The sequence below is a fragment of the Roseibium algicola genome, assembly GCF_001999245.1.
Classification (GTDB): Bacteria; Pseudomonadota; Alphaproteobacteria; order Rhizobiales; family Stappiaceae; genus Roseibium; species Roseibium algicola.
Map to the genome: position 1 here is coordinate 3,631,868 of NZ_CP019630.1, position 26,239 is coordinate 3,658,106.

The window sequence follows — 26,239 nt, forward strand, 5'->3', positions numbered from 1 at the left end:
CTGACGGATCGGCGAAAACGTCCAAGAAACAAAGTTCCTAAACGCAGGAAGCCCCCGGTCTTCCGGGTGCCTCCCCATAATCAATAATGGGAGGGAACGGCCATGCTATCGGACAATCCGGCACTGTTAGGGCTCTTTACCATCGTCGTTGGCGTCGGAGCCTGCCTTGCCTATTTCTTCTTTTCGAATGTCTTTCTCGACAAGGTTCTGTTTCCGGCGCGCGGCCCCAATGCAGGAAAGAACATCAACCGGGCCAACATGATCCGGCCCTGGCTGTTCCTGTTCCCGGCCTTGTTCGCGCTGACGCTGTATCTTGCCTATCCGGTCTTCGAGACCTTGCGGCTGTCGCTGACAGACCGCTCCCAGGGAGGGGCCTTTGTCGGCCTTGCCAACTATCGCCAGATGATGAACGAGGCGAAGTTCTGGGAAGCGGTGCGCAACAACATGCTGTGGCTGATTGTCGTGCCGGCTGCCTCGACGGCTTTCGGGCTGCTGGTCGCCCAGCTCACGGACCGGATCAGATGGGGCAACTTCGCCAAGTCGCTGATCTTCATGCCGATGGCGATCTCTTTCGTTGGCGCATCGGTCATCTTCAAGCTGATCTACGATACGCGCGCCGCGGATCAGAACCAGATCGGCGTTCTGAACGCGATCTGGCTGAAGTTTGACGGTGGCATCGGCTCCGTTGTCTTTCTTCAGCTTCTGCCGACCCTTCTCCTGCTGGCGTTCGCTGTTGTTGTTGCGTATGTGGCCTGGACCTTCGTGCGCGGCATTGTCGCCCGGGGGGAGGACAAGTCGATCTGGCTTCTGCCCCTGCGCCTTCTGGTCGCCGTTGGCGGGATCTGGCTGATCTGGATTTCGCTGAATTCCGCGCTCGGTGTCTGGATTGCCGAAGTGCCCTACGGCGAACCGCAGACTTGGCTGACCTTGCCGCTGTGGAACAACTTCTTCCTGATGGTGGTGCTGATCTGGATTCAAACCGGCTTTGCCATGGTGATCCTGTCCGCGGCCCTGCGTGGCATTCCGGAGGAAACCGTGGAAGCTGCGATCGTTGACGGTGCCAATCCGTTCCAGATCTTCTTCAAGATCAAGGTGCCGCAGATCATGGGGACCATCGTGGTGGTCTGGACCACGATCACGCTCACCGTGCTCAAGGTGTTCGACATCGTCTTCGCGATGACCAACGGCCAGTGGGAGACGCAGGTTCTGGCCAACTACATGTACGACAAGCTTTTCCGTGCCAACGATTGGGGAGTGGGGTCGGCGAGTGCCATCATCATCATGCTGCTCGTCACGCCGATCCTCGTCTGGAACGTTTACAACGCCCGGAAGGAGATGAAGTGATGGCCAGTATTGCTGGGAAAAAATCCGGCCTGACCTGGGCCGTTCAAATCTCCGTCGCAGCGCTCGTTCTGTTGTGGCTGTTCCCGACCGTCGGGCTGTTCGTCTCGTCCTTCCGGACCGCGGACCAGATCTCCAGTTCCGGCTGGTGGGCGGCGCTGTTTCCAGCGGAACAGAACGAGGTCTACCGGACTTCGGATCCGGACGAGACCCGTGTTGCCGACGGAGACCTTTTCACCGTGTCCGGCAACATCTTCGAAGGTGAGCCGCGCGAGATCCGCTCGTGGGGCGTCTCATCCAGAGACGTGTCTGCTTACCAGGCGGGCGAAACGGCGGATATGGGCGATGGCGAAAGCCTGACGCTCCAGGCCGACGGGTCCTATGTCTGGAAGGGCAATGACAAGCAGATCTCCGGCCGTGGCCAGCGTGTTTTCGTGACCGCGACCGTGCCGCCGGAATTCACGCTGGAAAACTACCAGACCATCCTCTTTTCCGGCACCGGACAGGACAACATGGGCAAGGCGTTCTTCAACACGCTGACGGTCACCATTCCGGCGACGATCATTCCAATCGTCATTGCGGCTTTCGCAGCCTATGCCCTTGCCTGGATGGAATTTCCCGGCCGAGCCCTGTTGATCGCCGCCGTTGTGGCGCTGCTCGTCGTGCCGTTGCAACTGGCGCTCATTCCGCTGCTGCGGCTTCATCTCGCCGTCGGTATCGGCAAGGGATACATGGGGGTCTGGCTGGCCCATACGGCCTTCGGCATGCCGCTCGCGGTCTATCTGCTCAGGAACTACATGGTCGGATTGCCACGGGACATCATCGAGAATGCCAAGGTGGACGGGGCGACGGATTTCCAGATCTTCACCCGCATCATCCTGCCGCTCAGCTTTCCCGCCCTGGCGTCCTTCGCCATCTTCCAGTTCCTGTGGACCTGGAACGATCTGCTGGTGGCCAAGGTGTTCCTGATCGATGCCACAGGCTCGACCACGGTGATGACCAACCAGATCGTGGAACTCCTGGGAACGCGCGGCGGCAACTGGGAAATTCTCGCGACGGCGGCCTTTGTGTCCATCGCAGTGCCGCTCTTCGTGTTCTTCGCGATGCAGCGCTACCTCGTGCGCGGCCTGTTGGCCGGGTCGGTGAAATAACATGAACAAAATCAACAATCGGGAGCAGCCGGCATGACATCGTTGTCCTTGAAGAATGTCAGCAAGTCCTATGGATCGGTCGAAGTTCTGCGCAACATCAACATGGAGATCAACGCAGGCGAGCTGATCGTTTTCGTCGGTCCGTCCGGGTGCGGAAAGTCGACATTGCTGCGGATGATCGCAGGACTTGAAAAGATCACCGGCGGAACGCTGGAGATCGACGGTGTGGTCGTCAACGACGTGCCGCCGGCACAGCGCGGCATTGCCATGGTGTTCCAGTCCTATGCGCTTTATCCGCATATGACAGTCTACGACAACATGGCCTTCGCCCTGAAGCTGGCGGGCAAGTCGCGCGACGAAATCGACAAGGCCGTGCGGGCGGCTGCGGACAGGCTGCAGCTCACTGCCTATCTCGACCGCCTGCCGAAAGCACTGTCCGGCGGTCAACGCCAGCGCGTTGCCATCGGCCGCTCGATCGTGCGGGATCCCAAGGTGTTCCTGTTTGACGAACCGCTGTCGAACCTCGATGCCGCCTTGCGTGTCGCCACCCGGATCGAGATCGCACAGCTGAAGGAGAGCATGCCGGAAAGCACCATGATCTACGTCACTCACGATCAGGTGGAAGCGATGACCCTCGCGACCCGGATTGTCGTGCTGCATGGTGGAGACGTGGAACAATTCGGTGCGCCGCTGGACCTTTACGAGCGTCCCGCAAACACGTTCGTTGCCCAGTTCATCGGCTCTCCGGCAATGAACCTCGTCGATGCCAAGGTGACGGCGACCGGCCAGATGACATCCGTCCAGATGTCCGATGGCGGTCATGCGGATGTACCGATTGCCTCGCTCGACAGCGACAAGGGTGCGCGCGTCAAGCTGGGCGTGCGTCCGGAAGATCTCGGCGTTACCGAAGGTGACGATTATCTGGTCGCGGCGAATGTCGAAATCGTGGAAGCCCTCGGCGAGACAACAGTGCTCTATTTCGCGCCGAGAGAAGGCCACGATGCTTTCATTGCCAAGATCCCGGGTATCTACAAGGTCGAAAAGGGCACGGAACTGCGCCTGACGGCCCCGCCGGAAAAGCTGCATCTGTTCGATGGCGAAGGGCGGTCGTTCCTTTACAGGTGACATTCCCGGCAGGGTTGGGTGTTTTTGGTAACACTGTTGCCCCCCCTACCGCCTCGCCACAAGGGGGAGGGGACTAATGCTTTACCGCGCCACTATGTGGGTGCGCTGAAACCCGCTATCCTTTTTCAGGTATTCGGGCAGACAAGTGAGATCTTTTCAATCTGCACGGACTGATCCCCCTCCCCCTTGTGGGGAGGGGTTAGGGGTGGGGGTATTCATCGACTGAAGCTTGGGATACCAACCCCACTTAATCCCTGCCTCTAATCCCGGCAGATCTAATGCTGATGCCCTGCATGGCTGTGCCGGGTTGCATTGATGGATTCGACCTGGGCCTGCATCTCGATATGGCCGAAATCGAATTCGATCTCGATTTCGAATTCCTCTCCTTCCCGGAAAGGGCGGGTAAGGCCGCCGAGGCGCAGGGCCAGGGCGCTGGGAGCAAGAACGAGGGACTTGCCCGGTTGGATCGGAACGGGCGGCAGGGGATCGTAGCCGGTTTCACCGTCCTTCAGGGCAAAGCCGACCAGTTCGACCTTCGAGGCGATGTCGGTGTGACCGCCAACCAGCTTTACCTGCCGTCCGGAGGTGTTCTCGATGTTGACGAAAAGCAGCGCGGAGTTGCCCGAAGTCTGGCGGATCCAGGCGTGGACAGCACGCACGCCTTCAGACGTGCCTTCGTGGCTGTCTTCATCCTCATCGTGATGATGTTCGGCTTCGTCATGCGTTTCGTGTGCTTCTGCATCGCCATGCCCTGTTTCGGAAGCGGTATGTGTGCCGGACGCCAAAGCAGAGTGAGGCAGGCAGAGCAGCAGCGGCAACAGGACGGCAAGGGCGCGCATTTGGGGCAATCCTTCAGGCTTCAGGTCAGGCGCGCAAATCAGTAATGATATTACGTGACATTGCCATGAAGGCAGGAAGAAGCGCGAGCAGCACCGTCAGACTGACGAAACCGGTGATGAGGTGAAACTCCGGCCAGTCGAGCGTTGCCGTCACCAGAATGTCCGTTCGGGCGGTGACGATTGAGGAGAGGACATCGACCGCGATCCAGCCGACGCTGAGCCCGACGGCCGAGCCCAGGACAATCAGGGTGGCGGCATAGGACCAGACCACGGCAAAGACGAAGCGTCCCGGTGCCCCGAGAGCCCGCAGGAGTGCCAGACGCCTGGCGAACAGCCGGGCAAGGGCTATCAGCCCCGTCAGGACACCCGCGGTCACCAGCACCTGGGTCAGCACGGCCATCACCGACATGATCTGACGGAAGTCCCCCATGAGCGCGTGAAGTTGCGCAAGCACCGCGCCTGGGAAGAACGCCATGGTGTCGTCGCGGGTAAACTCGGACCGCAGGGCGTAATTCGCCCAGAGCTCATTGGCATGAACGAGTATCGCCGGTGTTCCCGGGAAATAATCCGCGTCAAACGGCGGGCCGATCTGTGTCTGTCTATCCGGGCCATGGCCATTGGTCAAACCGTGCACTTCCCAGACGCTTTCCACCGGAACGAGAATGGCCTTGTCCCACGGGCTGCCGGTGGGCGGCATCCTGCCGACGATGGTGAGCGCGTGGCCGGCGTGGGCATCTTCTTCCGCGCTGTCACCAATGCCGTGCGCGGGTTCGAATGTCTCGCCAAGCTTCAGGTCGACCCGCGAGCCGGCAACCGCTTCCCCGCTGCCGGCAAAGAGCCTGCCTTCGGCAAGGTTCCCTGCCAGATGGGTGACGAACTGCGGCGTGGTGCCGACAACGGGTGACGACAGATAGCTGTCGCCGAAGGCAATCGGGGCGGCAAGGTCGACGTCGTCATGGGTGGCAATCTCGTTGTAGATCTCGCCTCCCAGAAGCAGCACGTCGCTTGGTTGCAGATAGACGGCGGCAAACATCATGGTGATTTCGCTGCCAGGGGCTGCGACGATCAGATCGAACTTTTCCGCTGCCCGTGCCGTTCCCTTTCTGAGGCCGCGTTCCTGGGCTATCAGGCCAACGCCGATACCGATGGAAATGGCGATCAGGAAAACGAAGGTCAGATTGGTCCAGCGGAAGCGCCAAAGCAGTGCTCCGACCAGCGCCTGAGGCCGGAAGCCCCAGATCACGCTCAGGCCGGTTATCACGGCTGGGAGCAGAAGCAGCACGAGCCACAGTGTGTCCTGGGCAAGCGGCGAAAGGTCCTGCCAGCGGTCTGCGAAAAAGTCAGGCACCGGCGGCCTCCGTCTGCAGCTGGCCGTCCGTCACTTCGACGATCCTATCCATCCGGTCCAGCAGATGCTGGTCGTGGCTGACGGCGATCAGCGTCTTGTTCCGCGCGCGGGTCAGGCTGATCAGGTCTTCGATCAGGGCATCGGCGGTCTTGCGGTCGAGGCTTGCCGTCGGTTCGTCCGCGAGAATGATCTCGGGATCGTGGGCCAGCGCGCGGGCGATCGCAGTGCGTTGGCGTTCGCCGCCGGAAAAACTGTCTACGGTCCGCGCCTCTGCCGGCACCTTGAGGCTCTTGAGAAAATCCCGTGCGGTGTCGGTGATCGACCGGCGCTTCGCTGCCGGGTTGAACGCCGTTGCAAGGGAGGCGTTGCCAAGGGCGCTCAGTTCTTCAAACAGCAGGAAGTCCTGGAAGATCAGCCCGACATGGCTGCGGCGGAACGCGGCGCGGGCGGCGTCGTTCAGCTGCACCAGGTCGGTTGCACCCCAGCGGATATGACCTGTCATGGCCGGATGCAGTCCGGCGAGCGCGTAGAGAAAGGTCGATTTCCCGGCACCTGACGGACCACGCAGGCCGATGGTCGCACCTGGTGTTGCATCAAAGTGATCGCAGGAGAGCAGCACCCGGCCACCGGGTGTCCCGACGCGGAGATCGTCGACTTTAAGAGCAAGATTCATGAGAAGCTGTCAGCTGCGTTCATAGACAGCATCGACAAGTCTTGCCCGGCTGACGAACCCGGTCTCTGGATCCTTGAAGGTTCCCAGTTCCAGAACGCCCCGTGTCACGATCTTGCTGTTGAAGGCGACCACGTCGACTATGCGCTTGGTGTAGATGGCGAGAATGTCCCGCGGCCATTCCGCCTCGGTTTCACAGAACGGGCAAACTGCCATCGGAATCTTGGTGAGCACGAAGAACTGGCTGTCGGCCTTCAGGGGTGGGGCCATGTAGCCACCGACCGATACCCTGGAGCCTTCCAGTGAATGGGCGAGGTCGGAAAAGCTCCGGTCCTTGTTGTAAAGCGTGCGCAACTTGAGGGGGGCATCTGCCGCACAGGCGGTGTCCGGCAGCAGATTCCCGGCAAACGGAGCGAGGCCGAGCCCGGCGATAAGCTGTCTGCGGTTCATGACATCCCTGGTTCTGGCCAATTCATGCTCCTAACTTATCCGGCTAATATGACAAACAGGCAAAGGCCTGCCGGGCGGCAGGCCTTCAGGATCCCTGGCCGGTATTCGACTAGGGATCCCGCTGAGCGCGTGTTGGACGCTGGCTGAAAGCTTATTGGGCGTTCACAGCGTGGTTCATGACGTGGAAGATCACGTTCTGCTCGATGGTGCCATCGACCAAATGTGCCCACGGGCCCTTTGCGTAGACCGCAACATCTTCACCCGAATGGGTTTCGGAGGACTTGGGGATCAGCGCCTGCTGGACGTAGTCCAGATCGGTGGCGGTTTCCTGGTCCAGGTCCGGGCGCGAGCCGGTGTAGTCGTTTTCGCCTTCGCCCTTCTTCAGAACCGAACCGGTGCCGTTCAGATAGCCGATCACGGTGTACGGCTTGCCGTCATCCGCGGTCAGAACCTTGTCGGAATGCTTGATGCCCACCTGAGCAACGTCATAGCAAAGGCCGAGGATGGCCGAGCCGCGGCCGCAATAGCCGTTGAAGGCGATGGCATGTTCGTGGTCGGCGGTGACGATGATGAGCGTGTCTTCATCGTTGGTCAGCTCGTCAGCAATGGCAACGGCTTCTGCAAAGGCGACACCGTCGCGCATGGCGCGGGCCGCATTGCCGTCATGGTTGGCGTGGTCGACGCGGCCGGCTTCAATTTCCAGGTAGTAGCCGCCTTCGTTCTTGGACAGATATTCGATGGCTGCCTTGGTCATGTCGGCCAGGGACGGCTCGTCATTGTCGGCGCGGTCGGCCTCATATTCCATGTGGCTGTTGTTGAACAGGGCCAGGACTGGGCTGGAGCCGTCAAGCTTCAGCGACTGGAAACCGGCGGTGTCGGATGCGAACTGTGCACCCAGTCCGGTTGCACGCTCAACCAGGTCGACATTGTCTTCGCGGCGGCCCTTCAGCCCACCCATTTCCTTGTCCTTCGGCAGGAAGTAACGGCCACCGCCGCCCATTGCCAAATCAACGGTGCCGGCTTCCATGGCGTCGATCAGCTGGGTCGCGATGTCCTTCTGCGCGGTGCAGCCTTCCGGCACGGCGTCTTCCCAGTTGCGGTTCGCGGTCTTGGCGTAGACGGCAGCCGGAGTTGCGTGGGTCAGGCGGGCGGTGGAAACCACGCCGACAGACTTGCCGGCTTCGGTCATCATTTCGGAGAACAGGGCAAGCTGGTTGCCTTCGACGGTGGAGCAATCGTCATGGATGGCTTCTTCGCCGAGGTTGATCAGGTTGAAGCGCTGCTTCACGCCTGTGTTCATCGAACCGGCGGTCGGAGCGGAGTCCGGCGTCTGGGCGTTGATGTTGTAGGTCTTGACCAGGGCGCTGTAGAACTCCGGAGTTTCGTACGGGAGAACGTTTTCCTCGCCCAGCATGCCTTTCTGCTGACCGTCGAAAAGGCGAGTGGCGTAGTTGGTGCCGACACCGTTGCCGTCTGCGATCAGCAGGATCACGTTCTTGGCGCGGTTGGTGTTCGGCTGACGGTCCAAAATGGCCTGAATGGCGGCTTCGCCATCCTTGTACCACTGGCTGGAGGCTTGCGGCAGGGCGTCCTGAGCAAAGGCGACAGAGCCGGTCAGGGCCAGCGCCAGCGAAGTGCAAACGATCGTTTTCATGATATCTCCCGGAGGTGAGGGTGCATCCCGGGAGCTACTTAAAAACGCTGCATGACATCTGATTGACAGTTGGATGACGAAACAGATTTGTTATTTTATTACATAACTTCCACGATTGACTTCAACTCTTCTACTTCTGCGCCGTCATGTCTGTTCTTCGGTAGCGTCTTGTCATCGAACCGCAGGGTTGGCCCCGGCCGGGTCATCGGCCTGGCGGCCTCGTGAAAAGCCCGGGCAATTACAGATAGAAAAATGGAGTCCTGAAATCTGAGGACGCTGTCGCGTCCTGTGTTCCTGGGCTGCCCGCTATCCCCTATTGTCACATCATTTTCATATGAGCGTCGAATAAGGTTCATATGAAAATGTTTTAACGGGCTTCGAAGTCAGGCTTTTTCGAGTCAACATGATGCCTTTGGAGCAACTGGCCTTCTGCATTTGCAGGAGGAGAGGGGACGATGGCGGATCAGAAGAACATGCTTGGGCAAATAGACATTTCAAAGCGTCAGGCCGAAATCGCGGATCTGGTACAAAAGGCAGGGTTTGCGTCCGTCGAGGAACTGGCGGACCGGTTCGAGGTGACCACGCAGACAATTCGCAGGGACGTCAACGGTCTTTGCGAACTGGGGATCCTGCGCCGGACCCACGGCGGCGTCGAGCCTCCTGCGCCGGCGTCCAACATCCATTATTCCACCCGGCAGATCCTCAATCTTCCGGAAAAGCAGCTGATTGCGAAACTGGTGGCCGGCCATGTCGGCAACAACCAGTCGATCGCGTTTTCCATCGGCACCACCCCGGAGATCGTGATGCAGGCCCTGGTTGGGCACGAGAAACTGGCGGTTTTCACGAACAATCTGAACGTGGCCTTCACGGCTTCGGTCAATCCGTCGTTTCAGGTGACCATCACCGGCGGGCGGTTGCGTCATGGCGACCGCGACGTGCTGGGGTCCGCAGCGCAGGCGTTCTTCTCCAACTACAAGGTCGATATCGGCATTTTTGGTGTTGCCGGTGTCGATGAAGACGGCACGCTGCTGGATTTCCACGAGGACGAAGTGGCGGCCCGCCAGTCGATACTCGCCAATTGCCGCCGGTCCTATCTGGTCCTCGATCACAGCAAGTTCGGCCGGAACGCCCATGTGCGCGGCGGTCAACTCAGCGATGTCGATGCGATCTTCACCGATTGCCCGGTGCCGGATGTTTTCCTGGCATCGCTGGAAGGCACGAAAACGGAAGTGTTCGTGGCCGACGACGGGGATGAGGCGTGACATCAGATCCGCATATCCCGGGTGCAAAACCCTCTGGCGCCGGCAAGCCGATCGTCCTTGCAACGGTGTCGCGTACCTGGGGTGAGACGGTGGCCGTCGATGGCCTGTCGATCGATATTCCGGCAGGCTCCTTCACGGCACTTCTGGGGCCGTCCGGCTGTGGCAAGTCAACGACATTGCGCATGATTGCGGGCCTCGAGAATGTCAGCAGCGGACGCATCCTGATCGGCGGAGAGGATGTCACCGGCCGTCCGTCGGCCAAGCGTGACCTTGCCATGGTGTTCCAGTCCTATGCGCTGTTTCCGCATCTCAATGTCGGTGAGAACATCATCTTCGGCCTGAAGGTCCGCCGGGTTGGCAGGACCGAGCGGGACCGGCGTCTTGCACGGGTTGCCGATCTGCTGGGCCTTGGCCAGTTGCTGGAACGCAAGCCGGGTCAGCTTTCGGGCGGTCAGCAGCAGCGTGTCGCGCTTGGGCGGGCAATCATCGGCGAAAAGCCGATCTGCCTGATGGACGAGCCGCTGTCCAATCTCGACGCCAAGCTGCGCCATGAAATGCGGGTGGAGATCCGCGCGCTGCAGCAGCAGCTCGGCTTCACGATGGTCTATGTCACGCATGATCAGGTCGAGGCCATCACCATGGCCGATCAGGTGGTGCTTTTGAATGGTGGCAGGTTGGAGCAGGTGGCGAGCCCGCGGGATCTTTATGAAAAACCGGCGACGCCCTTTGCCGCCCGTTTCATCGGTACGCCGCCAATGAACCTCTTTCCGGCCAATGCCTTCAGGAAGCTGTGCACAGCGCCGGACTTCAAGCTCGGCCTGCGCCCGGAGGCAATGCATCTGGAAGACGGCGGCCCGGTCAACGCGTCTGTTCGTGCCGTCGAGTATCTGGGGGCGGATGTGCTGGCCGATTGCGAAGTTGCCGGCACCGGTTTTCAGGTGCGCCTTCCGGCCAGCCGGGCCTTCACGCCCGGCCAATCCGTGCAGCTCGGCTTTTCGCCGGACGATCTTCATGTTTTCGACGCCGATACCGGCCGCCGCCGGGACGATCTCATTTCCGAGTTCGGAGCCTTGTTGCGCTCCTGACCTGCTGCGCACGCCCGCGTAGACCGACCGCAGACCTGCGGATTTTCGAACCTTAGGAAGTAAACTGATGTTGAAGTCCACTTTCCTGAAAGCCGTTGCGGCAACGGCGCTTTCCTTCAGCACCTGGGCCTCCGCTCAGGCTGTTGATTTGCAATTCTATTTTCCGGTCGCCGTTGGCGGCAAGGCTGCTGACACCATCCAGGAACTGACCGACGCCTATGTTGCGCAGAACCCGGACGTTACAATCGACGCCGTTTATGCCGGCTCCTACCAGGACACTGTCGCCAAGGCGATCACCGCTTCGCGCGGCGGCAACCCGCCCCAGCTTTCGGTGATCCTGTCTGCCGACATGTTCACCCTGATCGATGAAGACCTGATCCAGCCCTTCGACGACTATCTGACCAGCGACGAAGACAAGAAATGGGTCGAAGGTTTTTATCCGGCATTCATGGAAAACAGCCAGACCGGCGGCAAGACCTACGGCATTCCGTTCCAGCGCTCCACGCCGGTGCTCTACTGGAACAAGGAAGCCTTCGAAGCGGCCGGGCTTGACCCGGAGGTCGCTCCGGCAACCTGGGACGAAATGGTCGAATTCGGCAAGAAGCTGACGAAGAAAGACGACAGCGGCAATGTCACCCAGTGGGGCGTGCGTATTCCGTCTTCCGGTTTCCCGTACTGGCTGTTCCAAGGCCTTGCCATCGAAAACGGCGCGATCCTGGCCAATGCCGACGGCAACAAGACCAACTTCGATGATCCCAAGGTAGTCGAGGCGCTGCAGTATCTTGTCGATCTCAGCACCAAGCACGAAGTGATGGCTCCGGGCATCATCGAGTGGGGCGCAACGCCGAAAGCCTTTTTCGAAGGCCAGACGGCCATGATGTGGACCTCCACCGGCAACCTCACCAACGTTCGTGACAATGCCCCGTTCAAGTTCGGCGTTGCCATGCTGCCGGAAAAGGCACAGCGCGGCGCACCGACCGGCGGTGGCAACTTCTACCTGTTCAAGGGGGCTTCCGACGAACAGAACAAGGCTGCCGTCAAGTTCGTGCAGTGGATCACGGCTCCGGAACAGTCTGCGAAGTGGACCATCGCAACAGGCTACGTCGCTCCGCGCGCCGAAACCTGGGAAACCGACACGATGAAAGCCTATGCGGCTGATTTCCCGGCTGTCCTGGTTGCCCGCGACCAGCTGGACTTCGCCAAAGCTGAACTGGCGACCTACCAGAACCAGCGCGTGACCGGCATCTTCAACGATGCGCTTGCTGCTGCCATCACCGGCCAGAAGGATGCCGAAACGGCTCTGAAGGAAGCTCAGGCGCAGGCCGACGAGATCCTGAGCGAATACCGCTAACGCCATTCGGGGCGGAGCGCCGGGTCCCACTCCGGTGTTCCGTCCCGTTCCCCAGACCTTTCGCCGTCCTAACCGCAATTTGCTTTAGGTCGGGTTTTTCTCCTTATCGGGGCCTAGACCATGAAGCGGGGCATTGCCTTGAAACGCGACTGGATCCACGGCTGGCTGCTGTTGCTGCCGGCGATGGTGTTCCTGTTTGCCTTTACCCACATCCCCGCGGTCACGACGTTCCTGAACAGCTTCTTTTCCACCCCGCGCGGACGCCGCCCGGCCAAGTTCATCGGCCTATCCAATTATGAGCGCATGCTGGATGACCCGGTGTTCTGGAAAGTGCTCTGGAACAACGTCTGGTTCGCCTTTGGCACCATTCCGGTCTCCGTTGGTCTGGCGATCGTCATGGCGCTCTGGGTCAACGACAGGCTGGTTGGCAGAAGCTTCGTGCGCATGGCCTATTTCACGCCGACCGTTCTGCCTCTGATCGCCGTCGCCAACATCTGGATGTTTTTCTACACGCCCGGCTTTGGCCTGGTCGACCAGATCACCGGTGCCCTGTTTGGCTGGCCTGCCAGCAACTATCTCGGCAACCCGGACACCGCGCTCAACGCCATCATCGTGGTCACCGTCTGGAAGGAAGCGGGCTTCTTCATGATCTTTTACCTTGCGGCGCTGCAGGCAATCCCGGTCACGCTGAAGGAGGCCGCGCAGATCGAAGGCGCCGGGCGCTGGACGATCTTCTGGCGGATCACCTTTCCACTCCTGATGCCGACGACCCTGTTCGTCTGCGTCAACGCGGTCATCAATTCCTTCCGCCTGGTGGACCATATCTTCATTTTGACGGACGGTGGGCCGGACAACGCTTCGGCACTGCTGCTGTTCTACATCTACGAGGTCGCCTTCCGCTTCTGGGAAACCGCCTATGGCGCAACGCTCACCGTCGCTCTTCTGGTGCTTCTGTCGCTGCTTGCCATCGGCCAGTTCTTCTTCTTCGACCGCAAGGTGCATTACAAATGACCGGCGCCGGCTTTTCCTTCGACAGGGTGCTCAACACCTTCGCTGCCTGGGCATTGGCACTGTTGTGGGTGCTGCCGCTGGCCTATGCCATCTGGACCGCGTTTCATCCGGCAGCCTATGAGGCACGGTTCGAGCTTCTTGCACCGCTGACACTCGACAATTTCGTAAAGGCCTGGGATGCGGCGCCCTTCGCCCGTTACTTCCTGAACACCTTCCTGCTGGTGTCGATGATCCTTGCCGGGCAGTTTTTCCTCGGCACGCTGGCCGCCTTTGCCTTCGCCCGGTTCCAGTTTCCGGGGCGCAATATCCTCTTTACGCTTGTCTTGCTGCAGCTTCTGGTGATGCCGGACATCCTGATGGTGGAAAACTATCAGACCATGCGCATGCTCAATCTGGTGGACACCATCCCCGCCATCGCGCTGCCCTACATCGCGTCCGGCTTTGGCATCTTCCTGCTGCGGCAAACCTTCATGACCATCCCGAAGGAACTGGACGAGGCAGCGCGCATCGAGGGTGCTTCGGTTCTGGGCGTGTTGTGGCGGGTCTATATTCCGCTCGCAAAGCCGACCTATCTTGCCTATGGCCTCGTTTCCGTCAGTCACCACTGGAACAATTTCCTGTGGCCGCTGATCGTGACCAACTCGGTGGACACCCGCCCGGTTACCGTCGGTCTCAGCATCTTCTCGGCCATCGACAGCGGGGTGGAATGGTCGGTCATCAATGCCGCGACGTTGATGACCTCCGGGCCGCTGCTGATCGCCTTTCTGCTGTTCCAGAGGCAGTTTGTCCAAAGCTTCATGCGCGCCGGCATCAAATAAAATTAATCCGAGAAACAGCAGAAACCGGGGATGAATGACCATCGTCCGGACGGCCAAACCGCTTTGGCAAGGGGCATAGACCTTTGTGCCACTTTTTAAGGCAGGGACTTTTATGCTAATGGATTTAAATCCCGGTTTTCTGCGGGGTTTTCGCCTTTAGTTTTTCTGATCCCCGAGCATCGAGGAGCTCTGCCGTGTCACTCAAATTCCTTGCCATTGGCGAATGTATGGTTGAGATGGCACCAACGGGTGAGGGCACCTATGCCATGGGGTTTGCCGGCGATACGCTCAACACCGCCTGGTATGCGCGCAAATGCCTGCCTGTCGACTGGACCGTCGGCTATTACACTGCAGTTGGCCGCGATCAGGTGTCGGAGCAGCTGCTTTCTTTCCTGAAAGAATCCGACCTGGAGACGGCTGCCATCCAGAAGCGGGACGACCGGACCGTCGGCCTCTACATGATCCAGCTGAAGGACGGCGAACGCAGCTTCGCATACTGGCGTTCGCAATCGGCAGCCCGGTGTCTTGCCGCGGACGGGACACATCTTGCATCTGCGCTTAGTGGTGCGGGGTTGATCTATTTCAGCGGGATTACCCTTGCGATCCTTCCACCGGAAGATCGAGCAAAATTTCTGGACGCACTCAGAACCGCGCGAAAAGCCGGTGCCAAAACGGCGTTCGACCCGAACCTGCGCCCGCGTCTTTGGGAAGATGCGGACACCATGCGGGCAAGTGTTACGGAAGCTGCCGGCTGCTGTGATTTCCTGATGCCGTCCTTCGAGGACGAGCTGGCCCATTTCGGTGATTCAACGCCAGACGTCAGCGCCGACCGCTATCTGGCAGCAGGGGCAGGCATGGTCGTGGTCAAGAACGGGCCGGAAGAGGTGATCTGCGCGGATGCCGGTTCCCGGCAGGCTTTCCAGCCTGCGCCGGTTTCCAACATTGTCGATACGACTGCAGCCGGCGACAGCTTCAACGCGGCGTTTCTGGCGAAGTATCTTTCGGTAGGAGATGTCCCGGCAAGCGTTGATGCGGGTGCAAGTCTCGCCGGCAAGGTGATCCAGCATCGTGGTGCCCTCGTTGCCTGCCTCGAAACTGCCTAAGGGTAAGTGCGTATGATTCGGCTGGTGATTGATTTCCTCAAGAAAAGGCGTTCAACCCAAAAGAGAATATATTGCGAATATTGACAGTATGATTTGGAGGCTGTTCCGAATTCTTTCGCCAATATTTGCCTGAAAATAACTTTATGCGATGAAATTAAGTTTTCGTTCGCTCCTTGTCCTTACCCTACGTTCGGTTTTGATCGTTGGCTGAATGGGCCATCTGAGGGGGGCACGAATGTTCTCAGGCATGCGTTTGTCGAAAAAGATTCCGGTGCTGGTTTTGGGCGCCGCTGCGGTGGTTGGCATCGGTGTCGGTGTAGAAAGCTACCTCACGTCTTCTGTGATCGTGAAAGAACTGACGAAGGAACGCCTTCAGACGGCTGCCGAGACTGGCGAAAAGGAAACAGTCGCCTATTTGCAGGCGATCGAACGCGAGCTCATTCTGACGGCTGAGCACCCTGGCACAGCAGCCGCTGTCCAGGATTTCGCCTCTGTTTGGGATTTCTGGAAAATGTCCGGCGGCAATCCGCAGGAAGAACTGCAAGCTGCGTATATCACCGGCAACCCGCATCCGACCGGCGAGAAACACAAGCTCGACCGGGCCGAGACCGGGTCGGCTTACGACGAGGTGCACGCCAAATATCACCCCTGGTTCCGAAAACTGCAGCAGGACCAGGGTTATTACGACGTGTTCCTGTTCGACGCCAAGGGCAACCTCGTCTACACGGTTTTCAAGGAACTGGATTACGCCACGAATTTCGAAAAGGGTGGTGGCCAGTGGGCGGATACCGACCTCGGCGAAGTCTATCGCAAGGCGATGGCGATCACCGCAGAGGACGAAGTCGCCTTTGAGGATTTTGCCGCCTATAAACCGAGCTTCGACGCCCCTGCCAGCTTCATGGCGCACCCGATTCACGCGAACGGTGAAACGGTTGGTGTTCTGGCCTTCCAGATGCCGATCGACAAGATCAATTCTCTCATGAGCAGTGGTCTCGGGCTTGGAGAAACCGGTGAATTGGCTTTGATCGGCGAAGATCGCATGATGCGCAACGATACGCCGCTCACTGCCGACAAGAACGATATTCTGGCTACGGAACTGAGTGGGCCCGTCATCGACAAGGCCTTCGCGGAAGGCAGCGCCTTCGGCATGTCTACCTACTTTGGTGACGAACTGATGGACGTAGAAGCCGAGAAATTCACCTACCAGGGCAAGAACTTCGCCATCGTCGCCATGCAACCTTATGCAGAAGCCGTTACCCCGCTGACAGATATGCGCAACCGGATGGTCCTCGCCGGGCTCGCCTTGCTTGCGATTGCCGCTGCCCTTGGCTTCTTTGCAGCGCGCTCCGTAACAAAGCCGATCAACATGGTAGTCTCCGCCATGAACCGGCTTGCCGATGGGGACACACGCGTAGATACGGACGGTTCCGAGCGGGGCGACGAGATCGGCGACATGTTCAAGGCTGTGGCGATTTTCAAGGAAAACGCCATTCAGCGCCGTCATCTTGAAGACCAGGCCCGCAACGAACGTGACAGGGAACGCCAGCGCCAGGCTTTCCTGGAAGGGGTGATCACGGACTTCAAGTCGATCATGACTGATCGCCTGGCAACCGTGTCCGACCAGATGGAACGGATGCGCGATGCTGCCACAACGCTGGAAGACCTGGCATCAAATGCGAAGTCTGAATCCGATCAGGCAGGCCACGCCTCCATCAGTGCTTCTGAAAACGTCGCCGCCGTTGCCGCCGCAACAGAAGAAATGACGGCCACGGTTCAGGAAATCGCCAACCAGACCGAAGCCACCACCCGCATCGTTCTGGAGACCGTGGAAGCGGCGGAACAGACCAACCGCAACGTTCAGACGCTGTCGGAAGCCGCCGAGCATATCGGCAGCGTGGTCAATCTCATTCGCGATATCGCCGAGCAGACCAATCTTCTGGCGCTCAATGCCACCATTGAGGCAGCCCGTGCGGGGGAAGCCGGTCGCGGTTTTGCGGTCGTGGCGTCGGAAGTCAAACAGCTTGCAGAGCAGACTTCCAAGGCGACGGACGAGATTTCCGGTCGGATTTCAGGCATCCAGTCCTCGGTTCGCGATGCAGCGGGTGCCATCGAGCACATTGCCGAGAAGGTGTCCGACATCAAGAACCTGACCAGTTCCGTGGCAGGGGCTATCGAGGAACAGCGGGCGGCAAACCAGGAAATCGCGCGCTCGGCCCGTTCGGCCAGTGACAGTACAGGCAATGCTGCCAGCAGCATGTCGTCTGTTTCCGGTGCAGTTGAACAAACGTCGACTGAAGCCGGATCGGTCAACACTGCGTCCGACCTGGTTTCGGAGGCAAGCGACAGCCTTGCCCGCGAGGTCGAGAAGTTCCTGGCGGACGTCACGAAGGACGTAGAGGACCGGAGACGTTCGGTGCGCAAGGCGATTTCCGAGGATGTTGCCATCACGTTCGCGGACGGTCGCAAGCGCACCGCGCAGCTGATCGACGTCAGTGTCACCGGTGCGCAGATCCTGGATATGACCGACCTGCCGATCGGCGAACGGATGACGCTGGAATTCCTGGATGGCACCGTGCTGCAAGGCAAGGTCGTGCGCCAGACAGGAGCAGGCTGCGGCGTCGAATTCGCCGAACAGCTAGCAGAAAGCCACATTCTCATCGCCGCATAAGATGGCAATCTCAGGAAACGAAAAGGGCGCCTGTCGGCGCCCTTTTTTTGTTGACGAAAGCCCTTGGCTCACCGATCCGATCCGCTGCGTCTGGGATGAAGGGTGAGGGGAAAATGAAAGGTGCCGTTGGCGGCCTCTTTTCAGGAAAGACCTCTCCGTCGTCATCCCGGCCAAGCGCAGCGCGAGCCGGGACCGGGGAGCCTCCGAGCCCGTTGCCATTTCTGTTGGCACCAGATGGAAAGGCCCTGGCGCCCCGATCCCGGATCTTCGCTTCGCTGCGTCCGGGATGACGGATGAGGGGGAAAGGAACGTTGCCGTTGGCGGCCTCTTTTCAAGAAAGACCTCTCCGTCGTCATCCCGGCCAAGCGCAGCGCGAGCCGGGACCGGGGAGCCTCCGAGCCCGCTGCTATTTCTGTTGGCACCAGATGGAAAGCCCTTGGCTCACCGAACCCGGAGCTCCGCTCCGCTGCGTCCGGGATGAAGGATGAGGGGGAACGGAACTGTGCAGTTGGCGCCTTTTTCCTGTCCTCATCATGCACGATCCTCATGCTGAGGAGGGCCAAAGGGCCCGTCTTGAAGGATGGGCCACTTGCTCAGTCTCAGCTGCTTGAGCCTACCCAGCGTCCCGTTGGGCAATCCAGTCGTGATCCGGATGGTTCTGGAAGCGCCACTTGCGCATCGGGCCGGCCATGACGTTCAGATAATACATCTCGTAGCCGTAGGGCGCGCCGCAGGGGTGATGGCCCTTGGGGACCAGCACCACGTCGCCATCGGCAACAGCCATTGTCTCGTCCAGCTCGCTGTCCTCGGTGAAAACGCGCTGGAACCCGAAACCCTGTTTCGGGTTCAGGCGGTGGTAGTAGGTCTCTTCCAGATAGGTCATGTCCGGAAAGTTGTCTTCGTCGTGCCGGTGCGGCGGGTAGGACGACCAGTTGCCCTGGGGTGTGAACACTTCCGTCACCAGCAGGCTGTCGGCGATATCGCTTTCTTCCATCGCAATCGGGTGGATATAGCGGGTGTTCGCTCCCTTGCCGCGTTCCACCTGGCCGATGTCCGTGATCACACGGGCCTTGTAGTTGCCCTTGCCGGGGGCGGTGCAGACCGCCAGAACGCAGTCGGTTGTCGCCGTTGCGGACCAGCTGCTGCCGTTGGGCACATAGACGCAATGCGGCTTCTTGCGCTCGAACACGCTCATCCTGTCGCCCAGCTCACCAAAGCTTTCATCTCCAGCGGAAATTGACGCCTTGCCTTCCACGAGGACAAGGATGACTTCCTTGTCACCGGTTTCTTCCGATGCAGACTGTCCCGCTTCCAGATGATACAGGCCGAAGCCGACATAGCCCCACCTGGCGCTTTCAGGCGTGATGTCGTGCACCTTGCCGGAGGTGCCGGACGGTTTGACGAGAAGATGGCTCATGTCAAATCCACTTCCTTTGCGAGTTGCTTGAGAGTCTTGAGGCCGAGGCTCTGATACTGGAACGGATTGCGGACTTCCGGGTCCTGCTCTGCCTCGATAACGATCCAGCCTTCGTAGCCGGTATCCTTCAGGATCTGGAGAAGAGGTTTGAAATCAACGCCGCCTTCCTCGTCACCCGGCACGGTGAAGACGCCGGCACGGACGCCGTCCATGAAGGACTTCTTGTCTTCGCGGATATCCTTCATCACGGCAGGCCGAACGTTCTTGGCATGGAAATGCTTCACGCGGGCAGCGTGTTTTTCCAGAACCGGCGCCGGATCCTGACCATTGCTGCCGAAATAGCAATGACCGGCATCAAACAGCAACTTGGTCGCCGGGCCGGTGGCATCCATGAAGGCGTCGATTTCCGCCGGTGTCTCGACCACAGTGCCCATGTGGTGGTGGTAGACAAGGTCGATGCCCTGGCTTGCGCAGAAGGCCGCGAGTTCCTCGATCTTGGCGCCGAAGGCTTTCATCTCTTCTGCGGTCAGAACCGGGCTGGTGTTGATGTCAACCTGAGAGCCCTGAATGGTGTTGGAGGTCTCGCAGGCAATGCAGACCTTGCAGCCATTGTGTTTCAACTTGTCCAGATGCGGCTGAATGGCCTTCTTTTCGGCCTCGACCGACTGGGCCAGCAGGTTGAGCGAGTACCAGCCGGAAATGAACTTGAGCCCATGGCCGCCCAGAAGCTGTTTCAGCTCTTCCTGATCGTTCGGCCAGCGGTGGCCGTTCTCGATACCGTCAAAGCCGATTTCGGAAGCTTCCGACAGGATCTGCTCGGTCGGAATATGTGCGCCAAGGGTCTGGTCGTCATCATTGGCCCAGGCGATCGGGTTGGTGCCGTAAAGGATCATGTCTGTTGTCCTGTAACGCATTGGAGCGTTGGAGTTGATCGTAACTTTCGAACCTCATCCTGAGGAAGCGCTTCAGCGCTGTCTCGAAGGATGGGCCACTTGTTCGGTATATGCCGCCCATCCTTCGAGACGGACCTGACGGTCCTCCTCAGGATGAGGTGTGACTGGGTGGAAAAGCTGGGCTGGTGTTCTGCTTTCCCCTCAATCGACCAGGTTCTGGTGCTTCAAAGCGTCGACATAGCCCTCACGGGCCTTGTTGACTTCGGTCCGCTCAGAAACCTCCGGCACGGCGACGTCCCACCAGTGACCGCCACCGTTCTCGCCTGGCCCATGCATCGGGTCCGTGTCGATGACGATTACCGTCGGAATGGCCCGGTCCTTTGCGGCGAGGATCTGCGCTTCCAGGTCGGAGATGTCCTTTGCCTTTACCGCGTGGGCGCCCATGGCGGCCGCGTGGGCGACGAAGTCGATCGCCGGCTGCGCCTCGACATTGCAGTTTTGATAGAGGTTGTTGAACTGGTTGCCGCCGGTGCCCATCTGCAGCCGATTGATGCAGCCGTAGCCGCGGTTGTCCGTGAGTACCACCGTGAACGGCACCCGCCTCATGACGGCGGTCGCAAGTTCCGAGTTGGCCATCATGTAGGAGCCGTCACCGACGAAGCAGACGACATCCCGCTCCGGCTGCGCCAGCTTGATGCCCATGGCACCGGCAATCTCGTAGCCCATGCAGGAATAGCCGTATTCCATGTGATAGCCACCCTGCGGCGCCTGCCACAGAAGCTTCAGGGCGCCCGGCATGGTGCCGGCCGCGCACATGGCGATGGTCTTTTCCGAACACGTCCGCTGCACCGCGCCGATGACTTCGGCGTCGAGCGGCAGGTAACCTTCCGGCACATCGGTCCGCGCACTGCAGTGGGCATCGACCTTCGCCAGCCAGTCAAGACGGGACTGCGGATTGAAAGCCGATTTTGTCTCTGAGCCAAGGGCCGCTGAGATCTTCTCCAGAGACACCTTCGCATCGCCGATGACGCCGACGGCGCCATGCTTCAAGGCGTCGTAGCCCTGGACGTTGATGGAGACGAGCTTGCGGCCCGGTTCCTTGAAGAGCGCCCAGGAGCCGGTGGTGAAGTCCTGGAAACGGGTGCCGATGCCGATGACGAGGTCTGCGCTTTCGGCGATCTCGTTGGCGCAGGCCGAGCCGTCGACCCCGGCAGTGCCGAAGTTCATCGGATGAGACTGCGCCAGCGCCGACTTGCCCGCCTGGGTCTCGATCACTGGAATGCCGTGCCTGGTCGCAAACGCGCCGAGGGTTTCCTCTGCCTGCGAGTAGATCACCCCGCCGCCGCAAACCAGAACCGGGTTCTTTGCGGATTTGATGAGGGCGACAACATCGGCGATGTCCCGGCTGTCGGGTTCCGGGCGACGGATGCGCCAGACCTTCGGCTCGAAGAAGCTTGCCGGATAATCGAAGGCTTCTGCCTGCGTGTCCTGGCAGAACGCCAGGGTCACAGGGCCGCAATTGACCGGATCGGTCATCACGCGGAAGGCGCGCGGCAGGGCCGTCAGCAGGTGTTCCGGGCGGCTGATGCGGTCGAAGTAGCGCGATACCGGACGGAAGCAGTCATTGGCCGAAACCGTGCCGTCGTCGAAATCCTCCACCTGCTGCAGCACCGGGTCGGGTGCCCGATTGGCAAAGACATCGCCGGGGATCAGCAACACCGGCAGGCGGTTCACATGGGCAAGGGCTGCGGCGGTCACCATGTTGGTGGCGCCGGGGCCAATGGACGAGGTGACGGCCATTGCCCGTGTGCGCTTCTTGGCCTTGGCATAGGCGATGGCCGTATGGGCCATGGTCTGCTCGTTCTGGCCGCGCCAGGTCGGCAGGGCATTGCCCGCCCGCTCCAGCGCTTCGCCGAGACCGGCAACATTGCCGTGGCCGAAGATTGCCCAGATGCCGTCGATGAAACGCTCGCCGTCCTCGGTCATTTGCGCGGAGATATACCGCACCATGGCCTGGGCGGCGGTGAGACGGATCGTGCTCATGCGGAAATTCCCTGGAGTTCGTTGACGTGTGCCTCGGTTCCGGCTTCTGCGCGCGCCGTGTCCCAGATGCTGCACAGGCGGGCGAAGCGGCTCACCATGTCGGCGACGGCAGCTTCGTCTGTCAATTCACCTGCCAGCCATTTGCGGGCTGCTTCGGCAAAAATCGTGCGGCCGACCGCAAAGCCCTTGACCAGCGGGAAGCGGGCCGCTTCGGCAAAACTCGCGGCGAGTTCCTCTTCCGGGGCATCAAGACCGAGCACCACGATGCCGCGGGTGTGAGGGTCGTTTTCGGAAATCGCGTCGCAAGCCTTCGCCCATGCTTCTGCCGAGGTCATGGGTTCCAGCTTCCACCAGTCCGGATAGATGCCGATCTCGTAGAAACGGCGGATGATATCTGCCGTGGTGTCGGCATCAACCGGACCAACCTTGGAGGGGATGATCTCCAGAAGCATTTCAAGCCGGTTGCGGCGGCAGGCGGCAAACAGCCGCTTCAGGACATCTTCCTGCTCGGCCTTCATCGCGTCGGTGTCATGCGGATGATAGAAGCACAGCACCTTGACCACATGCTCCGTCGGCCATTCGGCCAGGCCGCCGAAATCCGGACCGATTTCCGGTTCCAGTGTCAGTGGCCGGGAGGTAGGCCACTCCACCGGATGACCGATCCAAAGCCCGGTTCCGGCGGCCCGATAAAGCGCCTCGCGGCCGTGTCGGCTGTCGCACAGAATGCCATAGCCCGGCTGGCCGTCTGCGACCGAAAGTGCCGCGTCGAGGCAGAGTTTCTTGAACGATCCGATCCGCTCGTGACCGGCGTTGGCCGTATCGGCCATCTGTTCGAGCTGAATACGGTGGTCGAAGGCAAAGACACGCATGGTCGACCAGTCGCCGCCGTGCAGCCGGTGCCGGTTTGTGGACCAGTGGATCTGTTCCAGTTCCGGGTCCTTGCGCAGGGCCTTGTCCTTCACGCCCCGTTTCAGGAAGAACTGCAGCTCTCCCCAGCTCGGATAGGCCGGCGTGCAGCCGTGCCGGGAGACGGCAAACGCGCCGCAGGCGTTGGCATAGGTCAGGGCCGTGACCCAGTCTTCTCCGGTGATCCAGCCTTTCAGCAGCCCGGACATGAAGCCGTCGCCGGCCCCCAGAACGTTGAACACCTCAATCGGGAAGCCAGGGCCGGAAATGCCCTCGTCGAGGCTGTCGGGGATCGCGCCTTCGAAGGCGGTTGCCCCCATCGGTCCGCGCTTGCAGACCAGCGTCGCACCCGACACCTTGCGCACGTTGCGCAGTGCCTCGACCGTGTCCGTGGTTCCACCGGCAATGTGGAATTCTTCTTCCGTGCCCACGATCAGGTCGAACAGATGCAGGCTCGATTGCAGCTTGGCCGTCACCTTGTCGGAGGCAATGAAGCGGTTCTCGCCGTCGCCGTGCCCCGACAGGCCCCAGAGGTTGGGGCGGTAGTCGATGTCGAGCGCGGTACGGCTGCCGTTTTCGCGGGCAAGCTTCAATGCCTTCAGAACGGCAGCTTCCGTTTGCGGATGGCTGAGGTGCGTGCCCGTGGCGACCACGGCCTTGGCCGAGGCAATGAACGCGGGATCGATATCATCTTCGCCAAGTGCCATGTCGGCGCAGTTCTCGCGGTAGAAGATCAGCGGGAACTGTTCCTGGTCGCGGATGCCGAGCAGCACGAGCGCGGTGAGCCGCTCCTTGTCGGTGATCACGCCTTGTGTGTCGACACCGTGCCGTTCCAGTTCCTCGCGGATGAAACGGCCCATGTGTTCGTCACCGACACGGGTGATCAGCGCGGATTTCAGGCCGAGCCGAGCCGTGCCGCAGGCCATGTTGGTGGGCGAGCCGCCGATATACTTGTTGAAGGACGCCATGTCCTCCAGACGGCCGCCAGCCTGGGCTCCGTAGAGGTCGACCGACGAGCGGCCTATCGTGATGACATCGAGTTTCTTCACGTGCACATTCCGTTTTTGATTCAGCCCGTCAGATGGTGCCGCCGAGGGAGCCTTCCAGTTCCGCCAGTTCCTGGCCACCGGCCATCAGGTCCTGAAGTTCTTCCGCTTTTATGTCTCCGCGCTCTGCGGTGCCAAGCGTCTTGCCGCGGTTGAGCACCGTGAACCTGTCGCCCACGGCCATGGCATGGCGCACGTTGTGGGTGATGAAGACAACACCGATGCCTTTTTGGCGGACCTTGTCGATCGTCGCCAGCACGTTGGAGGTCTGGCGCACACCCAGGGCAGATGTCGGTTCGTCGAGGATCAACACCTTGGCCCCGAAGAAGACGGCGCGCGAGATGGCGACCGTCTGGCGTTCACCGCCCGACAATGTGCCGACCGCCTGGTCCGGCGAGCGCAGGTGAATGCCCATCTTGGCCATCTCGGTCATGGTGACTTCGTTGGCTTCGGAAAAATCGAAGAACTTGAACGGGCCGAAGCGCCTTTGCGGTTCGCGGCCCATCCAGAAGTTCCGGGTCACCGACATCAGCGGGATCATCGCCAGGTCCTGGTAGACGGTCGCGATGCCGGCTTCCATGGCGTCCCGCGGGCTGTTGAAGCTGACTTCCTTGCCTTCCATCAGGATCTTGCCCTTGGTCGGCTTGTGGACGCCGGACATGGTCTTGATGAAGGTGGACTTGCCTGCGCCGTTGTCGCCCAGAAGGCAGTGGCATTCACCGGCCTTGACGGACACGGAGACTCCATTGAGGGCGATCACCGGGCCGAAGTGTTTTTCGATATCGACGAGTTCGATGAGGTTGTCGGACATCTTAGCGTTCCCCCGTGATCATGCGGCGGATGTAGGTGTTGAGGATCACGGCGAGCAGCAGGATTACGCCGAGGAAAACCCGGAAGAGCGAGCTTTCGACCCCGGCGAAGAAGAGGCCTTGCTGAACGACGCCGAAGATCAGTGCGCCAAGCGCCGCGCCTACCACCGAACCGTAGCCGCCGGTGAGAAGTGCGCCGCCGATCACCACGGAAATGATGGCTTCGAATTCCTTCAGGAGGCCGCGGTCAGCTGCGGCCGAGCCGAATTCCATCACCTGACAGGTGGCGAAAATAGTGGCGCAGAAGGCGGAGAACATGAACATCAGGATCTTGACCCGGTTCACGGGCACGCCGACGTAGCGGGCAGCCTGGGCGTCGCCGCCGGCGGCGAAGATCCAGTTGCCGAAGCGGGTGCGGGTGAGCAGGACATGGCCGAACACAATCAAGATGATTGCCCAGATCATCAGCATCGGAATGCCTTCGACCACCGGAAGTCCTGCTTTCGGGCCGGCAACGAACTTGCCGACAATGCCGAGATCGGCCAGCCAGACAAAGAGGCCGGAAAAGACCTTGCCGCCGAAAAGCCATGCGATCGGATCACCTTCCGCCGCTTCACGCACGCCGCCGATGATGGTCTTGCGGGTGGTGGCGATGGAAATGAAGATCGTCAGACCGCGCAGAATGTAGAGGAAGGCGAGGGTGACGATGAAGGAGGGCAAGCCGGTCTTGATGACCAGGTATCCGTTGAGCCCGCCAATGGCCAGCGCCATGGCAAATGCGACCAGGATACCGAACCATGCGGGGAACCCCCACTGAACAGTGAAGAGCGCGATGATGACGCCGGAAAAGCCGATCATCGAGCCGACGGAGAGGTCGAACTCTCCCGCGATCATCAAAAGGCAGGCGCCGACGGCGATGATGGCGAACTGGGCAGAGACTGTGCCCCAGTTGATGATGCCTTCCGGGGCAAACATGCCGCTGTCGCTGGCGATGCCGAGGAAGAACATGAATACGAGAATAGTGCCGCAGATCGCGCCCAGCTCCGGGCGGATCAGGGCCTTGCGCATGGGCGACATTTCGCGGATGCGCTCGTCTTTCCGAGGGGCGGCTGCCGATTGTGTCTCAGCCATAGGTCTCCTCCTGCGTGCCGGGGTGGCCGGCCGCGTCCAGTATGCGGCCCGGCCGCAGAACAGTGTTCTGGAATTCAGCGCTTACCCTTCGGGGTGCGCGAGCGTGTCAGTTGCAAGG

At 60.3% G+C, this 26,239-nt stretch carries 21 protein-coding genes; 10 read left to right on the forward strand and 11 right to left on the reverse strand.

What is annotated here, in order from left to right; translation table 11 throughout:
* The first annotated feature begins 102 nt into the window (after nt 1–102).
* From B0E33_RS16820 to B0E33_RS16830, 3 genes are read left to right on the forward strand one after another with little or no spacing between them, the layout of a single operon-like run.
* Complete coding sequence (locus B0E33_RS16820) at nt 103–1,344, forward strand: carbohydrate ABC transporter permease (RefSeq protein ID WP_055656417.1); 1,242 nt, start codon at nt 103–105, stop codon at nt 1,342–1,344.
* Nucleotides 1,344–2,492 (forward strand): carbohydrate ABC transporter permease, encoded by a 1,149-nt coding sequence (locus tag B0E33_RS16825; protein WP_077291815.1) that lies wholly within the window; start codon nt 1,344–1,346, stop codon nt 2,490–2,492. Before B0E33_RS16820 ends, B0E33_RS16825 begins: the two co-directional genes overlap by 1 nt.
* 33 nt (nt 2,493–2,525) lie before the next feature.
* Nucleotides 2,526–3,617, forward strand: coding sequence for an ABC transporter ATP-binding protein (locus B0E33_RS16830; protein ID WP_077291816.1), 1,092 nt, complete (start codon nt 2,526–2,528; stop codon nt 3,615–3,617).
* Nucleotides 3,618–3,892: 275 nt separating this feature from the next.
* On the opposite strand, the gene B0E33_RS16835 is transcribed toward B0E33_RS16830, so the two are convergent.
* From B0E33_RS16835 to B0E33_RS16855, 5 genes are all read right to left on the reverse strand, one after another.
* Nucleotides 3,893–4,456, reverse strand: coding sequence for a copper chaperone PCu(A)C (locus B0E33_RS16835; RefSeq protein WP_077291817.1), 564 nt, complete (start codon nt 4,454–4,456; stop codon nt 3,893–3,895).
* 25 nt (nt 4,457–4,481) lie between these two features.
* A complete protein-coding gene (locus B0E33_RS16840; protein ID WP_077291818.1) occupies nt 4,482–5,804 on the reverse strand; it encodes an ABC transporter permease family protein in 1,323 nt (440 codons plus the stop codon).
* Complete coding sequence (locus B0E33_RS16845) at nt 5,797–6,477, reverse strand: ABC transporter ATP-binding protein (RefSeq protein WP_077291819.1); 681 nt, start codon at nt 6,475–6,477, stop codon at nt 5,797–5,799. The genes B0E33_RS16840 and B0E33_RS16845 overlap by 8 nt, the downstream gene beginning before the upstream one ends.
* Before the next feature lie 9 nt (nt 6,478–6,486).
* On the reverse strand, nt 6,487–6,945 hold the full coding sequence (locus tag B0E33_RS16850) for a hypothetical protein (RefSeq protein ID WP_208997647.1): 459 nt from the start codon (nt 6,943–6,945) through the stop codon (nt 6,487–6,489).
* A gap of 130 nt (nt 6,946–7,075) precedes the next feature.
* On the reverse strand, nt 7,076–8,578 hold the full coding sequence (locus B0E33_RS16855) for an alkaline phosphatase (RefSeq protein WP_077291821.1): 1,503 nt from the start codon (nt 8,576–8,578) through the stop codon (nt 7,076–7,078).
* Nucleotides 8,579–9,033: 455 nt separating this feature from the next.
* Here B0E33_RS16855 and B0E33_RS16865 point away from each other — a divergent pair, with 455 nt between their 5' ends.
* The 7 genes from B0E33_RS16865 to B0E33_RS16895 all read left to right on the forward strand — a co-directional run bounded on the left by B0E33_RS16865 (nt 9,034) and on the right by B0E33_RS16895 (nt 17,876).
* Nucleotides 9,034–9,840 (forward strand): DeoR/GlpR family DNA-binding transcription regulator, encoded by an 807-nt coding sequence (locus tag B0E33_RS16865; RefSeq protein WP_023001188.1) that lies wholly within the window; start codon nt 9,034–9,036, stop codon nt 9,838–9,840.
* Nucleotides 9,837–10,925 (forward strand): ABC transporter ATP-binding protein, encoded by a 1,089-nt coding sequence (locus B0E33_RS16870; protein WP_077291823.1) that lies wholly within the window; start codon nt 9,837–9,839, stop codon nt 10,923–10,925. The genes B0E33_RS16865 and B0E33_RS16870 overlap by 4 nt, the downstream gene beginning before the upstream one ends.
* A gap of 67 nt (nt 10,926–10,992) precedes the next feature.
* Nucleotides 10,993–12,276, forward strand: coding sequence for an ABC transporter substrate-binding protein (locus B0E33_RS16875; protein ID WP_023001190.1), 1,284 nt, complete (start codon nt 10,993–10,995; stop codon nt 12,274–12,276).
* Nucleotides 12,277–12,396: 120 nt separating this feature from the next.
* A complete protein-coding gene (locus B0E33_RS16880; RefSeq protein ID WP_077291824.1) occupies nt 12,397–13,287 on the forward strand; it encodes a carbohydrate ABC transporter permease in 891 nt (296 codons plus the stop codon).
* Nucleotides 13,284–14,105 carry a carbohydrate ABC transporter permease gene (locus B0E33_RS16885; RefSeq protein ID WP_062487164.1) on the forward strand — a complete coding sequence of 274 codons (822 nt, stop codon included), beginning with the start codon at nt 13,284–13,286 and terminating at the stop codon, nt 14,103–14,105. The genes B0E33_RS16880 and B0E33_RS16885 overlap by 4 nt, the downstream gene beginning before the upstream one ends.
* A gap of 194 nt (nt 14,106–14,299) precedes the next feature.
* On the forward strand, nt 14,300–15,208 hold the full coding sequence (locus tag B0E33_RS16890) for a sugar kinase (protein ID WP_077291825.1): 909 nt from the start codon (nt 14,300–14,302) through the stop codon (nt 15,206–15,208).
* Between the two features lie 247 nt (nt 15,209–15,455).
* Nucleotides 15,456–17,876 (forward strand): methyl-accepting chemotaxis protein, encoded by a 2,421-nt coding sequence (locus tag B0E33_RS16895; RefSeq protein WP_208997648.1) that lies wholly within the window; start codon nt 15,456–15,458, stop codon nt 17,874–17,876.
* Nucleotides 17,877–18,489: 613 nt separating this feature from the next.
* Here B0E33_RS16895 and iolB read toward each other — a convergent pair.
* The 6 genes from iolB to B0E33_RS16925 form a co-directional block, all read right to left on the reverse strand.
* Complete coding sequence (gene iolB, locus B0E33_RS16900; protein ID WP_077291827.1) at nt 18,490–19,293, reverse strand: 5-deoxy-glucuronate isomerase; 804 nt, start codon at nt 19,291–19,293, stop codon at nt 18,490–18,492.
* A complete protein-coding gene (iolE, locus tag B0E33_RS16905) occupies nt 19,290–20,186 on the reverse strand; it encodes a myo-inosose-2 dehydratase (protein WP_077293399.1) in 897 nt (298 codons plus the stop codon). The genes iolB and iolE overlap by 4 nt, the downstream gene beginning before the upstream one ends.
* A gap of 201 nt (nt 20,187–20,387) precedes the next feature.
* Nucleotides 20,388–22,229 (reverse strand): 3D-(3,5/4)-trihydroxycyclohexane-1,2-dione acylhydrolase (decyclizing), encoded by a 1,842-nt coding sequence (gene iolD, locus B0E33_RS16910; RefSeq protein WP_077291828.1) that lies wholly within the window; start codon nt 22,227–22,229, stop codon nt 20,388–20,390.
* Complete coding sequence (locus B0E33_RS16915) at nt 22,226–24,184, reverse strand: bifunctional 5-dehydro-2-deoxygluconokinase/5-dehydro-2-deoxyphosphogluconate aldolase (protein WP_077293401.1); 1,959 nt, start codon at nt 24,182–24,184, stop codon at nt 22,226–22,228. The genes iolD and B0E33_RS16915 overlap by 4 nt, the downstream gene beginning before the upstream one ends.
* Before the next feature lie 28 nt (nt 24,185–24,212).
* Nucleotides 24,213–24,992: an ATP-binding cassette domain-containing protein gene (locus B0E33_RS16920; RefSeq protein WP_023003004.1), complete on the reverse strand. Its 780-nt coding sequence runs from the start codon at nt 24,990–24,992 to the stop codon at nt 24,213–24,215.
* Between the two features lies 1 nt (nt 24,993).
* On the reverse strand, nt 24,994–26,121 hold the full coding sequence (locus B0E33_RS16925) for an ABC transporter permease (RefSeq protein WP_055656387.1): 1,128 nt from the start codon (nt 26,119–26,121) through the stop codon (nt 24,994–24,996).
* Nucleotides 26,122–26,239: the final 118 nt, after the last annotated feature.